14 protein-coding genes are annotated in these 16,752 nt (G+C 64.9%); 3 read left to right on the top strand and 11 right to left on the bottom strand.

All coding sequences use genetic code 11. From position 1 onward, the window contains the following. Window positions 1-84 precede the first annotated feature (84 nt). The 11 genes from DGI_RS13730 to DGI_RS13680 all read right to left on the bottom strand — a co-directional run bounded on the left by DGI_RS13730 (window position 85) and on the right by DGI_RS13680 (window position 13,894). The gene (locus tag DGI_RS13730; protein WP_021761754.1) at window positions 85-1,185 is read right to left on the bottom strand and encodes a response regulator; all 1,101 of its coding nucleotides are present in this window, start codon (window positions 1,183-1,185) and stop codon (window positions 85-87) included. A 3-nt stretch (window positions 1,186-1,188) separates the two neighbouring features. Beyond that, the gene (locus DGI_RS13725) at window positions 1,189-3,960 is read right to left on the bottom strand and encodes a response regulator (RefSeq protein WP_021761752.1); all 2,772 of its coding nucleotides are present in this window, start codon (window positions 3,958-3,960) and stop codon (window positions 1,189-1,191) included. Between the two features lie 2 nt (window positions 3,961-3,962). Further along, window positions 3,963-4,496: a V4R domain-containing protein gene (locus tag DGI_RS13720; RefSeq protein ID WP_021761750.1), complete on the bottom strand. Its 534-nt coding sequence runs from the start codon at window positions 4,494-4,496 to the stop codon at window positions 3,963-3,965. Window positions 4,497-4,521: 25 nt separating this feature from the next. Then, complete coding sequence (locus DGI_RS13715; protein WP_021761748.1) at window positions 4,522-8,160, bottom strand: transporter substrate-binding domain-containing protein; 3,639 nt, start codon at window positions 8,158-8,160, stop codon at window positions 4,522-4,524. Between the two features lie 186 nt (window positions 8,161-8,346). Further along, window positions 8,347-8,862, bottom strand: coding sequence for a GNAT family N-acetyltransferase (locus DGI_RS13710; RefSeq protein WP_021761746.1), 516 nt, complete (start codon window positions 8,860-8,862; stop codon window positions 8,347-8,349). Window positions 8,863-8,973: 111 nt separating this feature from the next. Beyond that, the gene (locus DGI_RS13705) at window positions 8,974-9,300 is read right to left on the bottom strand and encodes an HdeA family protein (RefSeq protein WP_021761744.1); all 327 of its coding nucleotides are present in this window, start codon (window positions 9,298-9,300) and stop codon (window positions 8,974-8,976) included. A 104-nt stretch (window positions 9,301-9,404) separates the two neighbouring features. After that, window positions 9,405-10,199, bottom strand: coding sequence for an ATP-binding cassette domain-containing protein (locus DGI_RS13700; RefSeq protein WP_021761742.1), 795 nt, complete (start codon window positions 10,197-10,199; stop codon window positions 9,405-9,407). Beyond that, window positions 10,189-10,968 (bottom strand): GTP-binding protein, encoded by a 780-nt coding sequence (locus DGI_RS13695; protein WP_021761740.1) that lies wholly within the window; start codon window positions 10,966-10,968, stop codon window positions 10,189-10,191. The genes DGI_RS13700 and DGI_RS13695 overlap by 11 nt, the downstream gene beginning before the upstream one ends. Then, a complete protein-coding gene (locus DGI_RS13690; RefSeq protein WP_021761738.1) occupies window positions 10,965-11,984 on the bottom strand; it encodes an ABC transporter substrate-binding protein in 1,020 nt (339 codons plus the stop codon). The genes DGI_RS13695 and DGI_RS13690 overlap by 4 nt, the downstream gene beginning before the upstream one ends. A 79-nt stretch (window positions 11,985-12,063) precedes the next feature. After that, on the bottom strand, window positions 12,064-13,329 hold the full coding sequence (locus tag DGI_RS13685) for a patatin-like phospholipase family protein (protein ID WP_021761737.1): 1,266 nt from the start codon (window positions 13,327-13,329) through the stop codon (window positions 12,064-12,066). A 49-nt stretch (window positions 13,330-13,378) separates the two neighbouring features. Further along, window positions 13,379-13,894, bottom strand: coding sequence for a hypothetical protein (locus DGI_RS13680; protein WP_051286270.1), 516 nt, complete (start codon window positions 13,892-13,894; stop codon window positions 13,379-13,381). Window positions 13,895-14,071: 177 nt separating this feature from the next. Here DGI_RS13680 and DGI_RS13675 point away from each other — a divergent pair, with 177 nt between their 5' ends. From DGI_RS13675 to DGI_RS19455, 3 genes are all read left to right on the top strand, one after another. Next, entirely contained in the window at window positions 14,072-14,296 is a 225-nt protein-coding gene (locus DGI_RS13675) for a hypothetical protein (protein ID WP_144284199.1), read from the top strand. A 167-nt stretch (window positions 14,297-14,463) separates the two neighbouring features. Next, on the top strand, window positions 14,464-14,640 hold the full coding sequence (locus DGI_RS18835; RefSeq protein WP_021761732.1) for a hypothetical protein: 177 nt from the start codon (window positions 14,464-14,466) through the stop codon (window positions 14,638-14,640). A 304-nt stretch (window positions 14,641-14,944) separates the two neighbouring features. Then, window positions 14,945-16,639 carry a serine/threonine protein kinase gene (locus DGI_RS19455; protein WP_021761731.1) on the top strand — a complete coding sequence of 565 codons (1,695 nt, stop codon included), beginning with the start codon at window positions 14,945-14,947 and terminating at the stop codon, window positions 16,637-16,639. Window positions 16,640-16,752: the final 113 nt, after the last annotated feature.

Raw genomic sequence — 16,752 nt, 5'->3', positions numbered from 1 at the left:
GTTCTCAAGGGAATGAATAACGGTCCCGGGTTGTTCCACGGAGCAAGGCCGGGATTGGTCTGCTCCCGATGCCGGGGGCCGGGGTCAGGGAGCCGGGGTCAGGGCGGCGCGTTCCTCTTCGAAGTCGGCGAACTCCAGGGCGATGGTGCGGAAGTCTTCTTCCATCTCCAGGAAGGCGGCGCAGAGGTCGGGATCGAACTGCGTGCCCAGCCCCTCGGCGATGAGGGATACGGCTTTGGCATGCGTAAAGGGTGGCTTGTACACCCGGCGGCTGATCAGGGCGTCGTACACGTCGGCAATGGCCATGATGCGCGCCGCCACGGGGATGTCCTCCCCGGCCAGACCCTGGGGATAGCCCTTGCCGTCCCAGCGCTCATGGTGGCTGTGGGCAATCTCCTTGGCGATGCGCAGAAAGGAGTTGCCGCCCAGCTTTTCTTCCGCCTTGCTCAGGCTGAAGTGTCCCAGGGTGGTATGGGCTTTCATCTGCTCAAACTCTTCCGGGGTGAGCTTGCCGGGCTTGAGCAGGATGGCATCCGGCACGCCCACCTTGCCCACGTCGTGCAGGGGGGCGGAGAGGTAGAGCAGCTCGACGACGGCTTCGTTGATGTGCGGGGCAAAGCGCGGATGGCTGACCATCCTGGCGGCCAGGGCCTTGACGTAGTGCTGCGTGCGTTTGATGTGCCCGCCGGTTTCCGGATCCCGGCATTCAGCCAGGGTGGCCAGGCCTTCGATCGTCACTTCCTTGATGAGGGCCACTTCCCGGGTGCGTTCCTGCACCAGCTCGTCCAGGTGGTCGCGGTGTTTTTTCAGCTCCAGCTGGTTGCGCACGCGCATCTTCACCAGTCCGGGGCGGAAGGGTTTGGTGATGTAGTCCACGGCGCCCAGAGCCAGGCCGCGGGCTTCGTCCTCTTCTTCGGTCAGGGCGGTGATGAACAGGACGGGGATGTCCTTGGTGCGCACATCGGCTTTCAGGCGGCGGCAGACCTCGTACCCGTCCATGCCCGGCATCATGATGTCCAGGAGTACGAGATCGGGATGCGGTGCGGCAAAGGCCAGGCGCAGGGCCTTTTCGCCGTCCTTGGCGGCCTGCAGGGCGTGCTCGCCTCGCAGGGTTTCCATGAGCACCTGGATGTTTTCCGGGGTGTCGTCCACAATGAGCACGCGGGACTGCGGCGCGGATGTCATGCGTCATGCCTCCTGGGCCGGGGTGGCGGCCAGCGTTGCGGCCAGAGCTTCCAGCTCGGCCACGGCTTCGTCGGTGTCGAAGTTGTCGAGATAGGCGGCGGCCTTTTCGGCCAGGGCCAGTTCCGCCGGGGCAAAGGGCAGCGCCAGCAGCGCGGTCAGCTTGTCCATGGCCTGGGTGAGGTTGTCGTTGACGGCGGCGGCGATGTCGCGGGCCAGGGCCGCGGCGGCGGGGCGGTCCAGGGCGGCGGTGGGTGCGGGGGCAGGCGCCTTGGCGGCGGGCACTGCCGGCAGGAGCCGGGCCAGGGAGGTGCCTACCACGGTCAGCCGTTCGGTCATGTCGGCCAGGAGGGAGGTCACCTCGGTGTGGCCGGCCTTGAGGGCGCGTTCCACCTCGGCCGAGGCGCGGGAAAGATCGTCCGCCCCCAGGTTGGCTGCCACGCCCTTGATGGTGTGGGCCAGACGGGTGGCCTCCTGCACCTGGCCGGCCTGCAGATAGGCGGCCACCTCCGCAGCGGAATGCAGGTATTTGTCCCGGAATTTTCCCAGCAGCTTGCGGTACAGGGAGCGGTTGCCGGACACCTTGGACAGGCCGGACTTGATGTTCAGGCCGGGCACGCCTTCCAGGGGCAGGTCCTCCTGCTGCAGGACAGTCTCCAGCGTGCGCGAGCGGGGCACGAACCCCTGCGGCAGGGGGCGGTCTCCGGGCTTGATCCAGGTCACCAGGGTGGTCAGCAGCTGGACCGGGTCGATGGGTTTGGTGATGTGGTCGTTCATGCCGGCTTCCAGGCTCAGTTCCCGGTCGCCGGACATGGCGTGGGCGGTCATGGCCACGACGGGCATGCTGGCGCTCCAGGGCGCATCCAGCTTGCGAATGGCGGCGGTGGCCGCAAGGCCGTCCATCTCCGGCATCTGGATGTCCATGAGCACCAGATCGTAACAGGTGCTGGCCGCGGCAGCCACGGCCTCCAGGCCGTTGTTGGCCACTTCCACCACCAGGCCGGCTTTTTCCAGCAGTTCGATGGCGATTTGCTGATTGATTTCGTTGTCCTCGGCCAGGAGGATGCGCGCCCCGCGGATGGCGTCCATGCCTTCCGGTTCCTGGCCGGCCAGGGTCGGGCGGCGCAGCCTGCCTTCAGCACCGTAGCCGAACACGCCCATGATGGTGTCGAAGAGCACGGATTGATTGAACGGCTTGATAAGGAAGGCAGCCATCCCCACGTCCTCGGCCTGGCGCATCACTTCCTCACGGCCATAGGCCGTGACCATGAGAATTTGCGGAATGGCGGTCAGTCCCGGGGTTTGCCGAATCTGGCGCACGGTATCGATGCCGTTCATGCCCGGCATTTTCCAGTCCATGAGCACCAGTTCATAGGGGTCGCCGCACCGGGCGGCGGCGCGCAGCTCGTCCAGGGCATCCTGCCCGGACTCCACCGCGGTGACCCGGAAGGAGAACGCCGCCAGGGCATTGCTGAGGATGGCGCGCGCCGTGGGGTTGTCGTCCACCACCAGGGAGCGCATGCCGCGCAGATCCACGGCAGGGAGATACGGGACGGGCGTGGTGGCCGCGGCCCGCTCCAGGGTGGCGGTGAACAGGAAGGTGCTGCCCTGGCCGGGCTCGCTTTCCACCCAGATGGTCCCGCCCATCATTGCCACCAGCCGCTTGCAGATGGTCAGGCCCAGGCCGGTGCCGCCGTACTTGCGGGTGTGGGAGCCGTCCGCCTGACTGAAGGACTGGAACAGGCGCCCCATCTGCTCCTGGCTGAGGCCGATGCCCGTATCCTTGACGGCGCAGCGCAGGGTGACGGTGGCGGCGTCCTGGCGTTCCAGGCCTACGCTGATGACCACCTCGCCGGCCTCGGTGAACTTGATGGCGTTGTTGGCCAGGTTGATGAACACCTGCCCCAGGCGCAGGGGGTCGCCTTTGAGGTCGTTGGGCACGTCGGGCTGCAGGTTGAAGAGGACTTCCAGACCTTTTTCCTCGGCCCGCAGCGAGACGATGTTGGCCAGGTTGTCCAGCACTTCATCCAGCCGGAAGGGGATGGATTCGATTTCCATCTTGCCGGCTTCGATCTTGGAGAAGTCCAGGATGTCGTTGATGATGCCCAGGAGGTTGTGGGCGGCGGCCTGGATTTTGGAGATGTAGTCGTGCTGCTTGGCCGTCAGCTCGGTCTGCAGGGCCAGATGGCTCATGCCGATGATGGCGTTCATGGGGGTGCGGATTTCGTGGCTCATGCGGGCCAGAAAATCACTCTTGGCCTTGTTGGCGTCGTCTGCCTCACGGCGGGCGACCTCCAGATCCTCCATGATGTTGAGCATGGCCCGGCGGGCCTTGCCCAGCTCATCCACCTGATCGCGCAGGGCCTGGGTGGATTCGGCGCGTTCCTGGAACGAGGCCTGGAGCTGTTGGGCCATGGTATTGAAGGCCTTGGCGAAGTCCCCCATGAAGCTCACGCGCTGTTCGTAGTCGCCCTGGGCGATCTGCTGGGTGGTCCAGGTGAGGTGACGCAGGCTGGATTGCAGGCTCTTCACCGAGGCCAGGATGGCCAGCCTGCCGGGCGGGGGGGCGAAATCCAGGCGGCCCCTGGAGAGGGCAAAGACGGCGTCCGTGGCCTGGCCGTATTCCTCGAGGAATCGATTGACGTACTGCACCACCTGCCACAGCTCGTCCTCCGGGTGCCCGGGGGGCAGGGCAATGGGCGCGGCAGGCTGGCCTTTGAGGATAAGATGGAACGCTTCCGTGATCTTATCGAGGTATGCGGGATCGACGAGTAGCATGATCAGGCGTCATCCAACGGGGTGGCGTGGAACCGGCACACGCGGTCGCCGGAGCACCAGCAGTCCACTTCCTTCACGGCAAAGGGCTTGCCGGAGTATTCCCCCAGCAGGCCGGCCAGGAAGCCTTCATCATACACGCACACGGTCTCGTCGCATACGGGCAGGCCGGAGCAGTCCAGGTCTTCGGCCACGGTCAGCGTCAGTTCCATGCGTTCCAGGTCGGCCGATTCCACGCGCAGCATGCCCACCTTCAACTGCTCCAGCAAGTCCTTGGTGCGCGTGAAAAATGTATTGAAGTCCCAGGCGGTGTCGATGAAGTTCCTGCAGAATTCCCGCCCGGCCAGCTCGCCGGCCGTGCGGAAGATGTCGTCCGTGGCCTGGACGCCGAGTCGATGGATCATCACGTCACGCAGGGTGAACTGCATCAGGCGGTAGATGCTCACGTCGGTGTGCGGGCCCAGGTTTGGCCGGCCAGCGCCGATATCGCCGATCATGCCCCAGTCGAACAACAGCTCGCGTCGCGCTTCCTTGAACATGCTTGCCTCCCGGACGGATCGCCGGTCACTGGACGATGTTGTACTTGCCTGCCAGACCTTGGGCGGCGAGCAGGGTGTTGATTTCCTGTTTGAGCTGGATCATGCGCTCCTCCCGGCCCACCACCAGGCGGTTGAAGCGCTCCAGCTCCTCGAAGTTGCTGCGCAGTTGTTGCTCGATGCGCCGGCGCTCGGTGATGTCCTCCACTGTGGCAATGACGCCAGTGGGACGGGTGTTCGGATTGATGGGATTGAAGGATGCCCGCAGGACCATGGTTCTGCCGCCGGTGACGGAGGTGTATTCATCCTCGAACACCGTGGCCTCGCCGTCCAGGGCCCGTCGCAGGGTGGCCCGCATGTTGGGCGTGCTCTGCCGGGCGGTATTGAAGCCGATGAGCTTTTCCCGCGGCGAACCCATGAGCTCCACGAATTTGTCGTTGCAGTCCATGATGGTGCCGTCCTTGGAAAAAAGGATCATGCCCAGGGGGGACTTCTCGAAGATCACCCGGTGGCGCTTTTCGCTTTCCTGCAGGGCGGCCTCGGTTTTCTTGCGTTCGGTAATGTCTGTGGACATGCCGCATACGGCGTAGGGCTTGCCGTCCGCATCCAGCAGGGGGAACTTGATGGAATAATAATCAATGCGTTCACCCTGGGAATTGGTGACGATTTCTTCCCAGCTGTGCGGGCGGAGAGATTCGATGACGGTGCGGTCGTTTTCCTGCAGTTGCCGGGCCAGGGCCTCGGGGAAGAGATCAGCATCTGTCAGGCCGATGGGCTCGGCAAAGGCCGCGGCGCTGGTGCGTCGCCAGGTCTGGTTGCCCAGGATGTAGCGGCCCTGGAGATCTTTCACGTAGATGAGGGCGCTGGAGTTGTCGATGACGGACTGCAGAAAGTTCTGCTTCTCGGCCAGGGCCCGGCGGGTGGCCAGACGCTCCGTGATGTTGCGGAAAGTGACCACCGCGCCGGCGATGTCCTCGCCCTTGCGCAGGGGAGCGGTGGTGTATTCCGCGGGAAAGCTCGTGCCATCCGCCCGCCAGAGCACCTCATTTTCGATGCGATGCACCACGCTCTGGGTGCAGGAGCGGTGCATGGGGCTTTGTTCCCGAGGGTAGGGTGTGCCGTCGGCATGGCTGTGGTGGATGAGGGCATGCACATCCTGGCCGATGGCGTCGTCGTGATCCAATCCCAGCATTTCGCAGGCGGCGGTGTTGATGAACAGCAGCGCGCCGTTGGCGTCCATGCCGAAGATGCCTTCCCCGGCAGATTCCAGCACCAGCCGGCTGCGGGCCTCGGCATCGCGCAGGGCTTCCTCGGCGCGGGTGCGCACGGCCACTTCCCGGGCCAGCCGCCGGTTCCAGATGAACACGGCCACCAGGATGCCCCCCACGAAGACAGCCAGGGTGAGGCCCACCCGCCGCACGGCGGTCCAGTCCACAGTGCGTTCAAAATGCACATTGATCCAGCGCTCATAGAACACGGTCCTGTCCGTCTCGGGAACGGCCGCCAGGGCCTGATCCAGGATGGCCGCCAGCTCGGGCAGATCCTGGCGCACGGCCATGGCCAGCTCATACGTGTACGGCGTGGGGCCGGCCACCTTGAGGTTCTTCAATCCCAGCCGGCGTTCCAGATAGTGCAGCACGGCCCCGTTTTCCACCAGGGCGAAGGCGCGCCCATCCACCACGGCGCGCACGGCCTCTTCGGAGGTGTCCGTCAGCAGCAGGGGGATGTCCGGGTGGTCGCGCTCAAGATAGTGCTGGACGATGTGATCCCGGACCACGGCCAGGGGCTTGCCGGCCAGCCGTTCCAGGCTGTCCACATAGTCTGCATCGTCTCGGGTGGCGATGACGATGGGCAGGGTCAGGTATGGTCGGGTGAAGTGCAGGAAGGCCCGGCGTTCATCGTTGGGGGTGACGGCGGGCAGGATGTCGATGCGGCCGTCGCGGGCTGCCTGCAGCGCTTCCGGCCACAACATGCCAGACACCGGCTGCATGGTGATGGACAAGGCCTGCTGCAGCCACTGGACATATTCCGGAATCACGCCGCCATAGGTGCCCGTGGCCGTGGTCAGCTCAAAGGGCGGCCAGTCCGTGGAAGCGGCCATGCGGAAGGACGGGTGCGCCCGGAGCCAGGCCTCCTGCGCCGGCGTGAACCGCAGTTGCGGTTCCGCGGCTTCGCCTGCCCGGGGCGTCAGCCAGGCGGCCTTCAGGGCGGCCACCTCGGCCGGGGTAATCAGCGTCATTCCTTTGGTCAGGATTTCCGCCAGCATGGCCTGGTTGCGGGAGATGGCCATGTGCAGGGGGACGGCGCCGCCCGGCGTCGGTCCCGGGTCCAGTTCCGGGACCATGCCCCCCACCTCCAGGTTGGTGACCTGGAGCTGTTCGCTCAGGTAGTTGACCACGGGCATGGGCGCAAGCAGCAGGTCCGCCCTGCCGGAGGAGACGGCCAGGACGGCTTCGGTGGTGTCCCGGACCTCCACGATTTCGATTTCCGGGTACGCGGCCAGCAGTTCCTGATAATAAAATCCCTTGGGCACCGCGAAGCGCTTGCCGAACAGATCCGCAATGGCGCCCATGTGGGGCTCATCCTTGCGGGTGTAGAGCATGCGGGCCATATCGACGTACGACGGGGTGAAGGTCATGTATTCGCTGCGATCCGGCGTGATGACGATGTTCATCATCACGTCCAGCTGCCCGGCCCTGAGCATCTCCTGATACTGATCCCAGCTGAAGCCGCTGATGAATTCCACCTCCAGCCCGGTCTTTTCGGCCAGCAGGCGAATGTAATCAATGGAAAATCCGCGCGGTGCGCCGTTCTCTTGAAAATTGAAGGGCGCCCAGTCGCTTTCGTTGTGCACGGTGAGGACGCGTTTGCGCGCCAGGAATTCGCGCTCTTCGACGGTAAGCATGCCGGCGAGCGCCGGGGGGATGGTCTTCACGCCGGACACGAGCCAGCGCTGCAGCAGGGCCGCGCGCTCCGCCTCGCTGATGCGGGCCAGACCGGCGTTGACCTCGGCAATGCGCGCGGTGTCGCCCTTGCGGGCCGCGGCGCAGTACGTCTGGCTGGAGAGCGGGGCGGCCTTGTCGTAACCGAAGGTGTTGGCCAGCCGGTTCTGGTCCAGAAAATAGAGCAGGGCCAGTTCCGTGGACACGAAGGCCTTGATCTCCCCCCGCAGCGCCGCCTGGAACAGCGCCTCGTTGCTTGGGTATTCGCGGATGAGGTGTGCGGGGATGCTGATGCTGACCAGATCGCGCGTGAAGCCCCCCTGCGGCACGCCCACCACCATCCCCTGCAGCTCGTACAGGCTGGTGGCCATCTTGATTGAGGGGTGCGTGAACACGAAATAATTGAGGGTGAAGACAGGGTCGGAGAACTCCAGGAAGGCCTCGCGCTCCGGTGTGCGGAACAGCCCGGCGTTCAGCGCGGCCCGGCCGTCCTTCACCATCTCCAGGGATTCGTTGAAGGTCTCGGTGCGCAGAAACTGGATGGCGCGCCCGGTCTTCTCGGCCCACAACCGCCAGATATCCGGCAGAATGCCCGCGGGCAGCCCGGCGGCGTCCTCGAACTTCAGCGGCGCCACGCCGGCGTTGTAGACGATGGACGTCGCCTCCTGCGCACGGGCGGGCGTGGAACACAGCAGCAATGCAAGCACAGCCAAGGCCAGTCGCACGATCGTTCCCCCCGGTCCTGTGAGTCCAATGAGTCCTGCAGCTGTCGGCAGAGGCTGACAGCCTGGTCCGGCTGCAATCGTGTCACCAAGCCCCCGCCTGGCGTCAACGTCAACCCGGATCTCGCCATTGCACGGAAACCATATCGGCGACCTCAACAATATGCAAGGAAACGATGGCTCGTGCGGCTACACCTCGAAGGTGATTGCCCCGCCACCGGCATTTTTCAACGCGCCGGGTGCAAGCTCGCAGGCAAGGACGTATTGATCCGGGATGTCGTTGGTATTGGCAATGCCGAAGGTCGCGGCCGCCTGGAAGCCCAGCCGGGTATAAAAGGCGGGATCCCCCACCAGGATGACGGCCGTGTGTCCCTGGCCTTGGGCGCGGCGAAGGGTGTCGCGGATGAGCTGCGAGCCGAGGCCCTGGCCCCTGCGCTCCGGCACGATGGCCACCGGTCCCAGCAGCAGCAGGGGATGGGGGCCGGCGCTGGTTTCCACATGGGTTCGCGTCAGCATGATGTGGCCGAGGAGCTCGCCATGTTCTTCCCCCACCAGGGCCAGATCCGGGAGGTAGCCCGTGCTGGCGCGCAGGCGGTCCACAAAATGCTGCTCCTGCCCGTTGGAGACGCGCGCCGTGGCGAAGGCGCGCTGCACCAGGGCGAAGATGGCGGGGAATTCGTGCGGAACTTCCGGTCGGATCTGCATGCTGCTCTCCAGCGCCGCGGCGGGCTTCAGGGGTTTCCGGGGGGAACCCGTTGTGGAAAAAGGGGTTCCCCCTTGCGACGCCTTTGTTCCAGAAGGCAGAATCCGGAAACGCTACTCGATGCCCACTTCCTCGGAAGCGTCAAGCACCTTCATTCGGGGCTTTTTTTTGCAAAGATCCACCAGATTGGTGCCGAAATCCTGCATGCCGTCCCAGCGCAGGGTGGTATCGCCGCTCACGCCGCTCAGGTAGCCGTCCAGCCACATGAAGATCACGCCCACATCCTCGGCGCTGGCGGTTTGCAGATCGGCCACGAAATCCCCGCAGGTGATCTGAGAAAAATCAATGTCCTGGATGCCCTGCTTCTTGGCCATGGCCGGGGAGGCGCACAGCGCCACCAGGCTGGCCGCGATCATGGCCGTCTTCATCAGCTGTCTCATGGGGGCTCCTTGTGCAAAAAGGTGAGGTGGATGTACGGACCCTATCCTTCCAGGCCGGGGCCTTGCAAGGGGGGTGGACGAGAATTGCGGTGTCTGCGAGTGGCCTATTTCTCCTGAAAAAATGCTGCCCAGTCTCCCAGTTCCCCGCCTGTACGCAATTGCTGACGCAGGGCGGCCAAGCCGTTTTCCAGGCCGGCCAGCCGGGCCAGCAGGGCTTCCTCTGCCGGGGTGCGGGTGAGGATGGCGGCCACGGCGCCGTTGGCGATGACCACCCGCCGGTCTGCGCTGAGGGCCAGCACCGGATCATGCGTGGCGATGACGACGATTTTCTCGCTGTTGAGCAGCAGCCGCATGGCGGCGCGCTTGTCCACGCCGGCGTTCTCGATCTCGTCCAGGAGCAGCACCGGGGACCAGCTCAGCAGGGCTGTGTCCGCGATCATCAAGGCCCGGGACTGCCCGCCGGAGAGTTGCGTCAGCTGGGTGTGCGGGGCGAAGGGTTCGCCGGCCAGGGCATTGGCCGCATCGATCACCTGACGGGCTGCGGCGGGAGGATCGGCGATGCCGCGGCTTTCCGCATGGGCGGCAATGAAGTCCTGGGCGCCCATGTCCAGCACGAAGTTCATGTTCTGGGTCAGCTGGGCCACCAGCCGGCCATGCAGGGCAAAGCGCTCCTCGGCGGTGGGGGCGCGGCCGTCCAGCAGCAGGCGGCGGCCGGAGGGGGTGTCGCCGTCGGCCAGGGATTCGATGTCCGAGAGCAGCCGGCTCTTGCCCGATCCCGTGGGGCCCAGCAGGGCCACCACCTCGCCGGTGCGGAAGGTCAGATCCAGGGCCTCGGGAAGTCCGGTCTTGTCCTGGCCGGCAGTCACGGTAATGGCGCGGATGGTGGTCTCACTCCCCATGCTGCGCCTCCTGCTGGACGGGCCGGATGCCGAAATCCGCCTTGCGCACGTTGCCTTTCTGATATTTCGAGCCGATGCGTGTTTCGCTCAGGCAGTAGGAGCAGACGGCCGCGGGCATGGAGAAGCGCAGCTTCATGTCCGTCACCGAGGAGACGGCCGGGGCCATGGCCAGAATCTGCGCCAGTTCCTGACAGCCCTGGCCGGTGAGGCCGTTGACGTGGCGGATGACGGCGCGGCTGTTCATCTGACGGATGCGATGGCGATAGACCTCGCGTTCGGCCTGGGACACGAGATCGCCCTTGGTCACCAGCACCAGATCGGCCAGCCGGAGCATGGGGCCGATTTTTTCCGGTGCATCAATGCCCATCAGGTTGTCGATGATGCACAGGGCCATCACGCCGCGCAAGTGCGGGGAGCAGCGGTTGCACAGGCCGGCAGTCTCGATGATGCAACAGTCCGCCCCGGTCTCCTGCGCCCAGTCAAAGGCCTCTTCCAGGTTGGAGGCGAAGAAATGGTCCGGACACAGCCCGCCGGAAAGGGCCACGCTCACGGGCACGCCGGCGGCCCGGTACAGGGTGTCGTCCCTGGTCTGCAGGCAGTCGAACTTGATCACCGCCGTGGAGACTCCGGCTTCGCGCAGCCTGCCGCAGGTCTTGGCCACCACCGCCGTCTTGCCGCAGGCCGGCGGCCCGGCCACGGTGATGAGTCGGATGGGCCGTGCCGCTGGTATCGGCTGTGCCGGCTGTTCCGGCTGGGAAGGCTCGTTCATCGCCGCTCCCGCAGCAGGGTGCGGAACACCGGGTGCAATTCCTCGCGCAGGCGGTTGACGTCGAACTGCTCCACATAGTCCCAGCCCACCCACTTGAGGGACGCGCCCTCGGGCAGGGGCGAGTCGTGCTCGGCCATGGGGACGAACCAGCGGGCGCTGTCGATGGCGGCAAAGTCATGCAGGAAGAAGTTGAGGAGCGGGGCCAGGCGCTCGTGCTCCGCGGCCTTGGCCAGAAAATACAGGGGCGAGGCGCAGGCGCCGTCCTCGGGCCAGACCATGCGCACATGGGAGGTGGGCCGGACGCTGGCGGCGAAGAATGCCGGGATGATGAACACGGCGGCGGCGCGCGGATCGTTGGTGCCGGCCACCTTGGCCATTTCGGAGGAGTGCAGCAGACACTTGGCGTTGTTGGCCAGGGCCTGCAGGCCTTCCATGCCGAACTCCTTGTGGATGTTCATGACCACGGCGTCGGCCATGTCGTCGCCGTCGCCGCACATCACCAGCATGCCTTTGTATTTGGGATCCAGCACATCGGCCCACACGCGGGGGGCGGGCACGTCGCCCAGTTTGCGATCGTCCACCAGGAAGATGTACGGGGTGACGCCGTAGATGCTGTACCGCCCCCGGGGATCCACCAGCCCGGCGCGAACATGCAGGGGGTTGAGGCGTGGCGGGAGCACGGCCTTGAAGAGATCGCCCTGCAGATGACGCTGCGTGAAGGTGCGCTTCCAGAAATCGCCGAAGCCGATGGAGGCGATGATGCCCGGCAGCCGGGCCGGGTCCGGCTCCTGGAACAGGGGGTCGTAGGGGTCCACGCTGGTGCAGCCCATGGGGATGCGCACCGTGAGCGGCACGCCGGCATCCCGGCTGGCTGCGGCAATGGCCTCCACACGGTCCCTGGCCACCAGCTTGACCGGGCAGGGACAATAGAGCAGCAGGTCTGCGCCCTCGGCCTGGCGGGGGGCGTCGTCCTCGTATTGGGCAATGGATCGGATGAGCTGATTCAGATCGTGCATGGTCTTCTCAATGCGGAGGGGGAAGAAAGGCCCGGGGGAGTGTCGGCAGGGCGACGCTCCCCCGGGGCGGGGCGTGTTGTCAGTGTTCGTAGCCCGGGGGCAGCTCCTGCCAGCCGGTCTGGTTGCGGCCGATTTCGTAGCCGAGTTCAAACGTCTTTTTCATGGCCACGGGATCGAAGGGCTCGGCGGCCTGGGCTTCGAACTCCTCGGGGATGGCCAGGAAGCGCATGTGCATGTCGTCGCGCTTGGCCAGCAGGTAGGCATAGGCCAATGCGCCCTTGGCCTGGGATTTGATGAGGGTGGAGATGGCCCGGGAGGCGATGGGCGCGAGGCGGGGCTTCACCGGCTCGCCCACGGGACCGATTTTGTTGTTGATGAGGATGTGCACGCGCTTGAACACTTTTTCGTAGGCGTGCATCTGCCCCAGTTCCTCGGCCATGCGTTTGGGATTGAGATAGCCGTCGTAGACGATGAACTGGGAGATGACGCCGCCATCCACGTGCATCTCGTCGTAGAGATCCTCGCCGCGCTGCACGGGAATGTACTGCGGCGGAAAGGCCACGGGAATGGCGGAAGAAGCCAGCAGCACCTTGTGGAACAGTTCCAGAGCCTTGGGATGACCGGAAACGGCAATGGCTCCCATGTCCCACACCACGTTGCGCTGGGCGTCCAGGTTGGTGGTGGCAATGAACAGCCGGCGGCCCCGGGCATGCTCCTTGGCAATGGCGTCCAGCATCTCGGCGTTAACGCGTTGCTGCAGGATGCGCAGCAGGGGGGTGTTGTCGGTGACGGAATCGCCAAAGATAATGCGATAGATGCCCTTGAGGAAGAGAATGTCCTTTGTCTTCAGCGTGGTGTAGAGCTCGCGCAACTCGGCGTCATACTTTGACCCCAGGAAGACGAAGGGCGCAGAGAGCGCGCCGGTGCTCACCCCGGTAACAATGCGGAATTCCGGCCGGGTGCCGGTGTCTGTCCAGCCGCAGAGCACCCCCGCGCCAAAGGCGCCGTCTGGTCCGCCGCCGGACAGGGCCATGATGTCGAAGGCCTGGGGCATGGGCTGGCCTTCTTTCTGGAGCCGGTCGCGATATTGTTGCGTGGACTCGGCAAGGCTGTGCTGCAGATCCGGGGAGAGCACGTCGCCCCAGCCACGCACGCCGGCAATGCCGGCATCGTTGCGGGTGGCCATCACCCGGGTCTGGCTCAGGGTCAGGGGATTGGTGTCCTGCCCGGGGATTGGTGGCCGGACGCGCAGGCTGCCGCAAGCAGCGCAGGCCAGACACAGCAGGGAGACGATCCCCAGAACACAGGCGTGAGGAAGGCGAGGGGGGCAGGGGAGGGTGGACATGCGGGGATGCTCCGGAAAAAGGGTGGACGGCGAGAATTCGTTGAATGGGTTACTCGGCCTTGTTGTCCGCCTCTTCCTTTGCCAGCTCCTCGGGGGTGAGGGTCCACCAGCCTCTGCCATCGCCGGTCTTGCGGACCTTGACCATCTTGTCACCGACCACGATCTTGTTCAGCAGAAAAATTTCCTTGTCGGCCAGGTCATTGTACACGCCGTAAATCTTGGCTTTGGCGCCGGGGGTCACGGCAGCCCAGTCTGATCTGGTGGTGACAAAGTCCTTGGGGCCGATGTGCACGGTGACTTTTTCGCCGGTGTCGTCTCGTTTGGCGATGAGGCCCACGCCTTCATCCATGCCGGGCATGGGGGTGATGTCGATGACCTTTTCAATCACGGCCGTGAATTTTTCACGGTCCGCGGGGATGTAAAGCGCGTCGTAGGCAGAGCCCTGCTCCCAGCCCTTGAGGCGCCAGTCCGCGGCATGGACGGTGGCATGGGTGGCGGCAAGGAACACGCCGGTGGTGAACAGGCAGAGCAGCAAGGCAGCAGCGGGATGTCTGACAAATTGCATGGGCACGGTCCTCCATGTCCAAGTGCGAGGTTGACTGATGCGTGCGAGCATTTGATAGCACAGAACAGGCAAGAGGCAACCCCGAAGAATCCGCCGCTATGGCCGAGGCGAGGGAAGTTCTGACGTGGAGGCCTTCCACACCTTGCCTGCCGGGGAAAAGATGGCTACAGAAGAGAGATGGAGACATTGATCCACGAACTCGCCATGATGATCGACTTCTCCCGTATCCGCTTCTGGGAATGGGCGCTGGCCGGCATCGCCGTTGTCTTTTTATTGGTAAGCATCTGGAGGCTGTGCGTGCGTCGCAAACGCCACGACATCCAGGTGCTGCACCACTTCAACATGAAGGAATACAAGCGCCGCCAGCAGCAGCAGGATCCGGAATCCACCGGCTTGCGCTGAGTTCCCCATGCCTGTGCGGCTCGATTTCATCTGTCCGCACACCCCCTTGACCTTGATCGGCGTCGTTGCTATGCTAGAAAAAGTCTAGAGCAAGGGCGTACGCTCTTGCCCGTTCGTCGCCGCGTTCCGCGGGGGGATCAGCAACGCCATGTGGGCGGAGGCTTGCCATGCGCGACATCCAGCATCTCGTCGAACAGCACCTCAAGGACATGGAACTTCTGGAGCGCCGCCGCCGGGCCAGCGCCTCCATCCGGGATCAAAAGCTCCGGGAGCTGGACCGCCTGCTGCAGGAGGCCAAGAGCGCCCAGCAGCAGATGCTCCAGCAGGAACGCTTCGCCGCCTGAGCCCTTGCGCCTGTTGTGGCGGCGATGGTCGCCATGGTGGTGATAGTCGCCATGCTGGCGATAGTCGCGACGGTGGTGATAGTCGCGCCTCCTCTCGCCGGTGGCCGCCCGCTGTTTTTTTTGTGTTGCCTGGGGTGATGCCCTGGCATACCATGCCGCCAGAGCATGACGATGTCGCGCGGGCCGTGCTCCCCCGGAAAGCCCGGGGGCGAAGTGCCTGCGTCGGGCAGATCGTCCGGGCGAGGCGTTCGACGCGTGCCCGTAACCTGCACTCGTTAGGGTTGCGCGAACGGATGTAACACGAATGGCCGACAGGTCCCTGTACTGCAAAAATACCATCCTCGGCTTTCTCCGTAAGAAAGAGCCGTTGTTCGGCGGCTGGAAGGTCGTGGCGTTTCTTGGCGCCGGGGCCTTCGGGTGCGTCTTCAAGCTGGAGCGCGAGGACCTGGGGGCCAGATTCGTCTCCGCCCTCAAGGTCATTTCCCTGACCAAAAAAGCCAGCACCAACAGCGATTCCCTGGATTCCCTGCAGGACGCCATCAGCCAGGAAGCCAAGGAGCTGGTGCACCTGTACAGCCTGGGCGGCCACCAGAATGTGGTGGGCTGGCACAATCATCAGGTGTTTCACATCCGCGATTCCGAGTCCGTCACCGCCCTGTTGGCCGTGATGATGGATTATCTGCCCAACAACCTCGCCAAGGAAATCAAGAAGGGCCCCATCCCCTGGCCCCGGGCCATGCGCATGCTGGCGGACTGCCTGCGCGGCCTGATGCACATCCACGCCAAGCAGGTCATCCACCGCGACATCAAGCCGGAGAACATCTTCATCAACGAAGACGGCATGGCTCGCATCGGCGACTTCGGGGTGGCCCGCCAGGTGACGGATACCAGCCAGGCGGAAACCCGCGTGGGCACGCCGCTGTACATTGCCCCCGAAGTCATCAAGGACCCCTACGGCCACGGCTACGATTTTCAGGTGGACATCTATTCCCTGGGGCTGGTGGGCTACGAAATGTTGACGGGCAGTCTTCCCTTTGAGGAGGACGCCAAGGGCAACAAGAATTTGATGGTCAAGAAGCGGCTCTCCGGCGCCATGATCACCATGCCGGACACGCTGCCCCGCGGCGTGCGCGAGGTCATCCTCGGCGCCGTGCAGTACGACCCGGACCGCCGCTATTCCTCGGCCGCCGAGTTTCTGGAGGCTGTGGAGCGCGTGCTGGCCAGCGAGGGGCTGGACACGGTGCGGCCCCTTCCCATCGTGCGCGTGATGCCGGATGCCGCAGAAGACGGCAGCCCCTCCTGGAGACAGGTGCATACCACGGCGGCCCCTGTTCCCGCATCCGCTCCTCCGTCGGCGGGCAAGGCGGCCTCCGGCGCCGAGCCGGCCTCCCTCCCTGCACTTCCCGGCCCGCCGCCGGCCCTGGCCTCGGTGGTCCAGGCCGTGGCAGCCACGCCGCCGCCGGCGTCGCAGCCAGCGCCTCCGGCCAACGGCAACGGCAATGGTGCCGGGGCATCGCAGGACGAGCCGGCCACGCCCGCGCCTGCATCCGTACCCACATCAAGCCCTGCCGCAGGCAGACCCCAGACTCCGGCATACACCCCCTATGCGCATGGCCCCGACCGGAAATCCATCCACGGCGCGTGCGACGACACCTACGGGACCTGCCCCAGGGGCTCAGGCTTGCTGAGCTGGGAGGTGGCCGCTTTCGTGGCGACGCTGGGATGTGTGCTTTCCGTGCGTTTTCGGGAGGATGATGTCGTGGCGTCCCTGGTGTTCGTCTTGTGTTATGTGCTGGGGGCGCTGTACTTCATCCTGGCGGTGCGGCGCAATCGGGCCTTGGTGCTGGCGAGCTTTGCCCTGTCGCTGGGGGTGGGGAATTATCTGATGACGGGCAGCCTGAGTGCCGTGTTCACGGCCATTGATTACGCCCTGCTCGCCGCGTATGCGGTGGCCTGCCTGCTTGCGCCCAAGGTGCATGACTTTCTGGGACGATCCTGACCGTCATCTGCCCTGAAGCACGGTACGTCTGAGAAGAGCCGTCTGGGGAGAACCGTTCTCACACGGGTTCCCCCCCCCTCGCAAGGATCTGTTTCGGGGGTGATCTGCTCTAC

It is taken from the genome of Megalodesulfovibrio gigas DSM 1382 = ATCC 19364, assembly GCF_000468495.1.
Taxonomy (GTDB): Bacteria; Desulfobacterota; Desulfovibrionia; order Desulfovibrionales; family Desulfovibrionaceae; genus Megalodesulfovibrio; species Megalodesulfovibrio gigas.
The sequence above is the reverse complement of the archived record's forward strand: the minus strand, read 5'-3'. Positions and strand labels throughout refer to the sequence as shown.

Bases quoted from the DNA above. Each gene is read 5' to 3' on its own strand.
- DGI_RS13690 (WP_021761738.1), bottom strand. From the start codon at position 11,984: ATGCACGATCTGAATCAGCTCATCCGATCCATTGCCCAATACGAGGAC.
- DGI_RS13680 (WP_051286270.1), bottom strand. From the start codon at position 13,894: ATGCAATTTGTCAGACATCCCGCTGCTGCCTTGCTGCTCTGCCTGTTC.
- DGI_RS19455 (WP_021761731.1), top strand. From the start codon at position 14,945: ATGGCCGACAGGTCCCTGTACTGCAAAAATACCATCCTCGGCTTTCTC.
- DGI_RS13730 (WP_021761754.1), bottom strand. From the start codon at position 1,185: ATGACATCCGCGCCGCAGTCCCGCGTGCTCATTGTGGACGACACCCCG.
- DGI_RS13705 (WP_021761744.1), bottom strand. From the start codon at position 9,300: ATGAGACAGCTGATGAAGACGGCCATGATCGCGGCCAGCCTGGTGGCG.
- DGI_RS13725 (WP_021761752.1), bottom strand. From the start codon at position 3,960: ATGCTACTCGTCGATCCCGCATACCTCGATAAGATCACGGAAGCGTTC.
- DGI_RS13695 (WP_021761740.1), bottom strand. From the start codon at position 10,968: ATGAACGAGCCTTCCCAGCCGGAACAGCCGGCACAGCCGATACCAGCG.
- DGI_RS13710 (WP_021761746.1), bottom strand. From the start codon at position 8,862: ATGCAGATCCGACCGGAAGTTCCGCACGAATTCCCCGCCATCTTCGCC.
- DGI_RS13720 (WP_021761750.1), bottom strand. From the start codon at position 4,496: ATGTTCAAGGAAGCGCGACGCGAGCTGTTGTTCGACTGGGGCATGATC.
- DGI_RS13675 (WP_144284199.1), top strand. From the start codon at position 14,072: ATGGAGACATTGATCCACGAACTCGCCATGATGATCGACTTCTCCCGT.
- DGI_RS13700 (WP_021761742.1), bottom strand. From the start codon at position 10,199: ATGGGGAGTGAGACCACCATCCGCGCCATTACCGTGACTGCCGGCCAG.
- DGI_RS13685 (WP_021761737.1), bottom strand. From the start codon at position 13,329: ATGTCCACCCTCCCCTGCCCCCCTCGCCTTCCTCACGCCTGTGTTCTG.
- DGI_RS18835 (WP_021761732.1), top strand. From the start codon at position 14,464: ATGCGCGACATCCAGCATCTCGTCGAACAGCACCTCAAGGACATGGAA.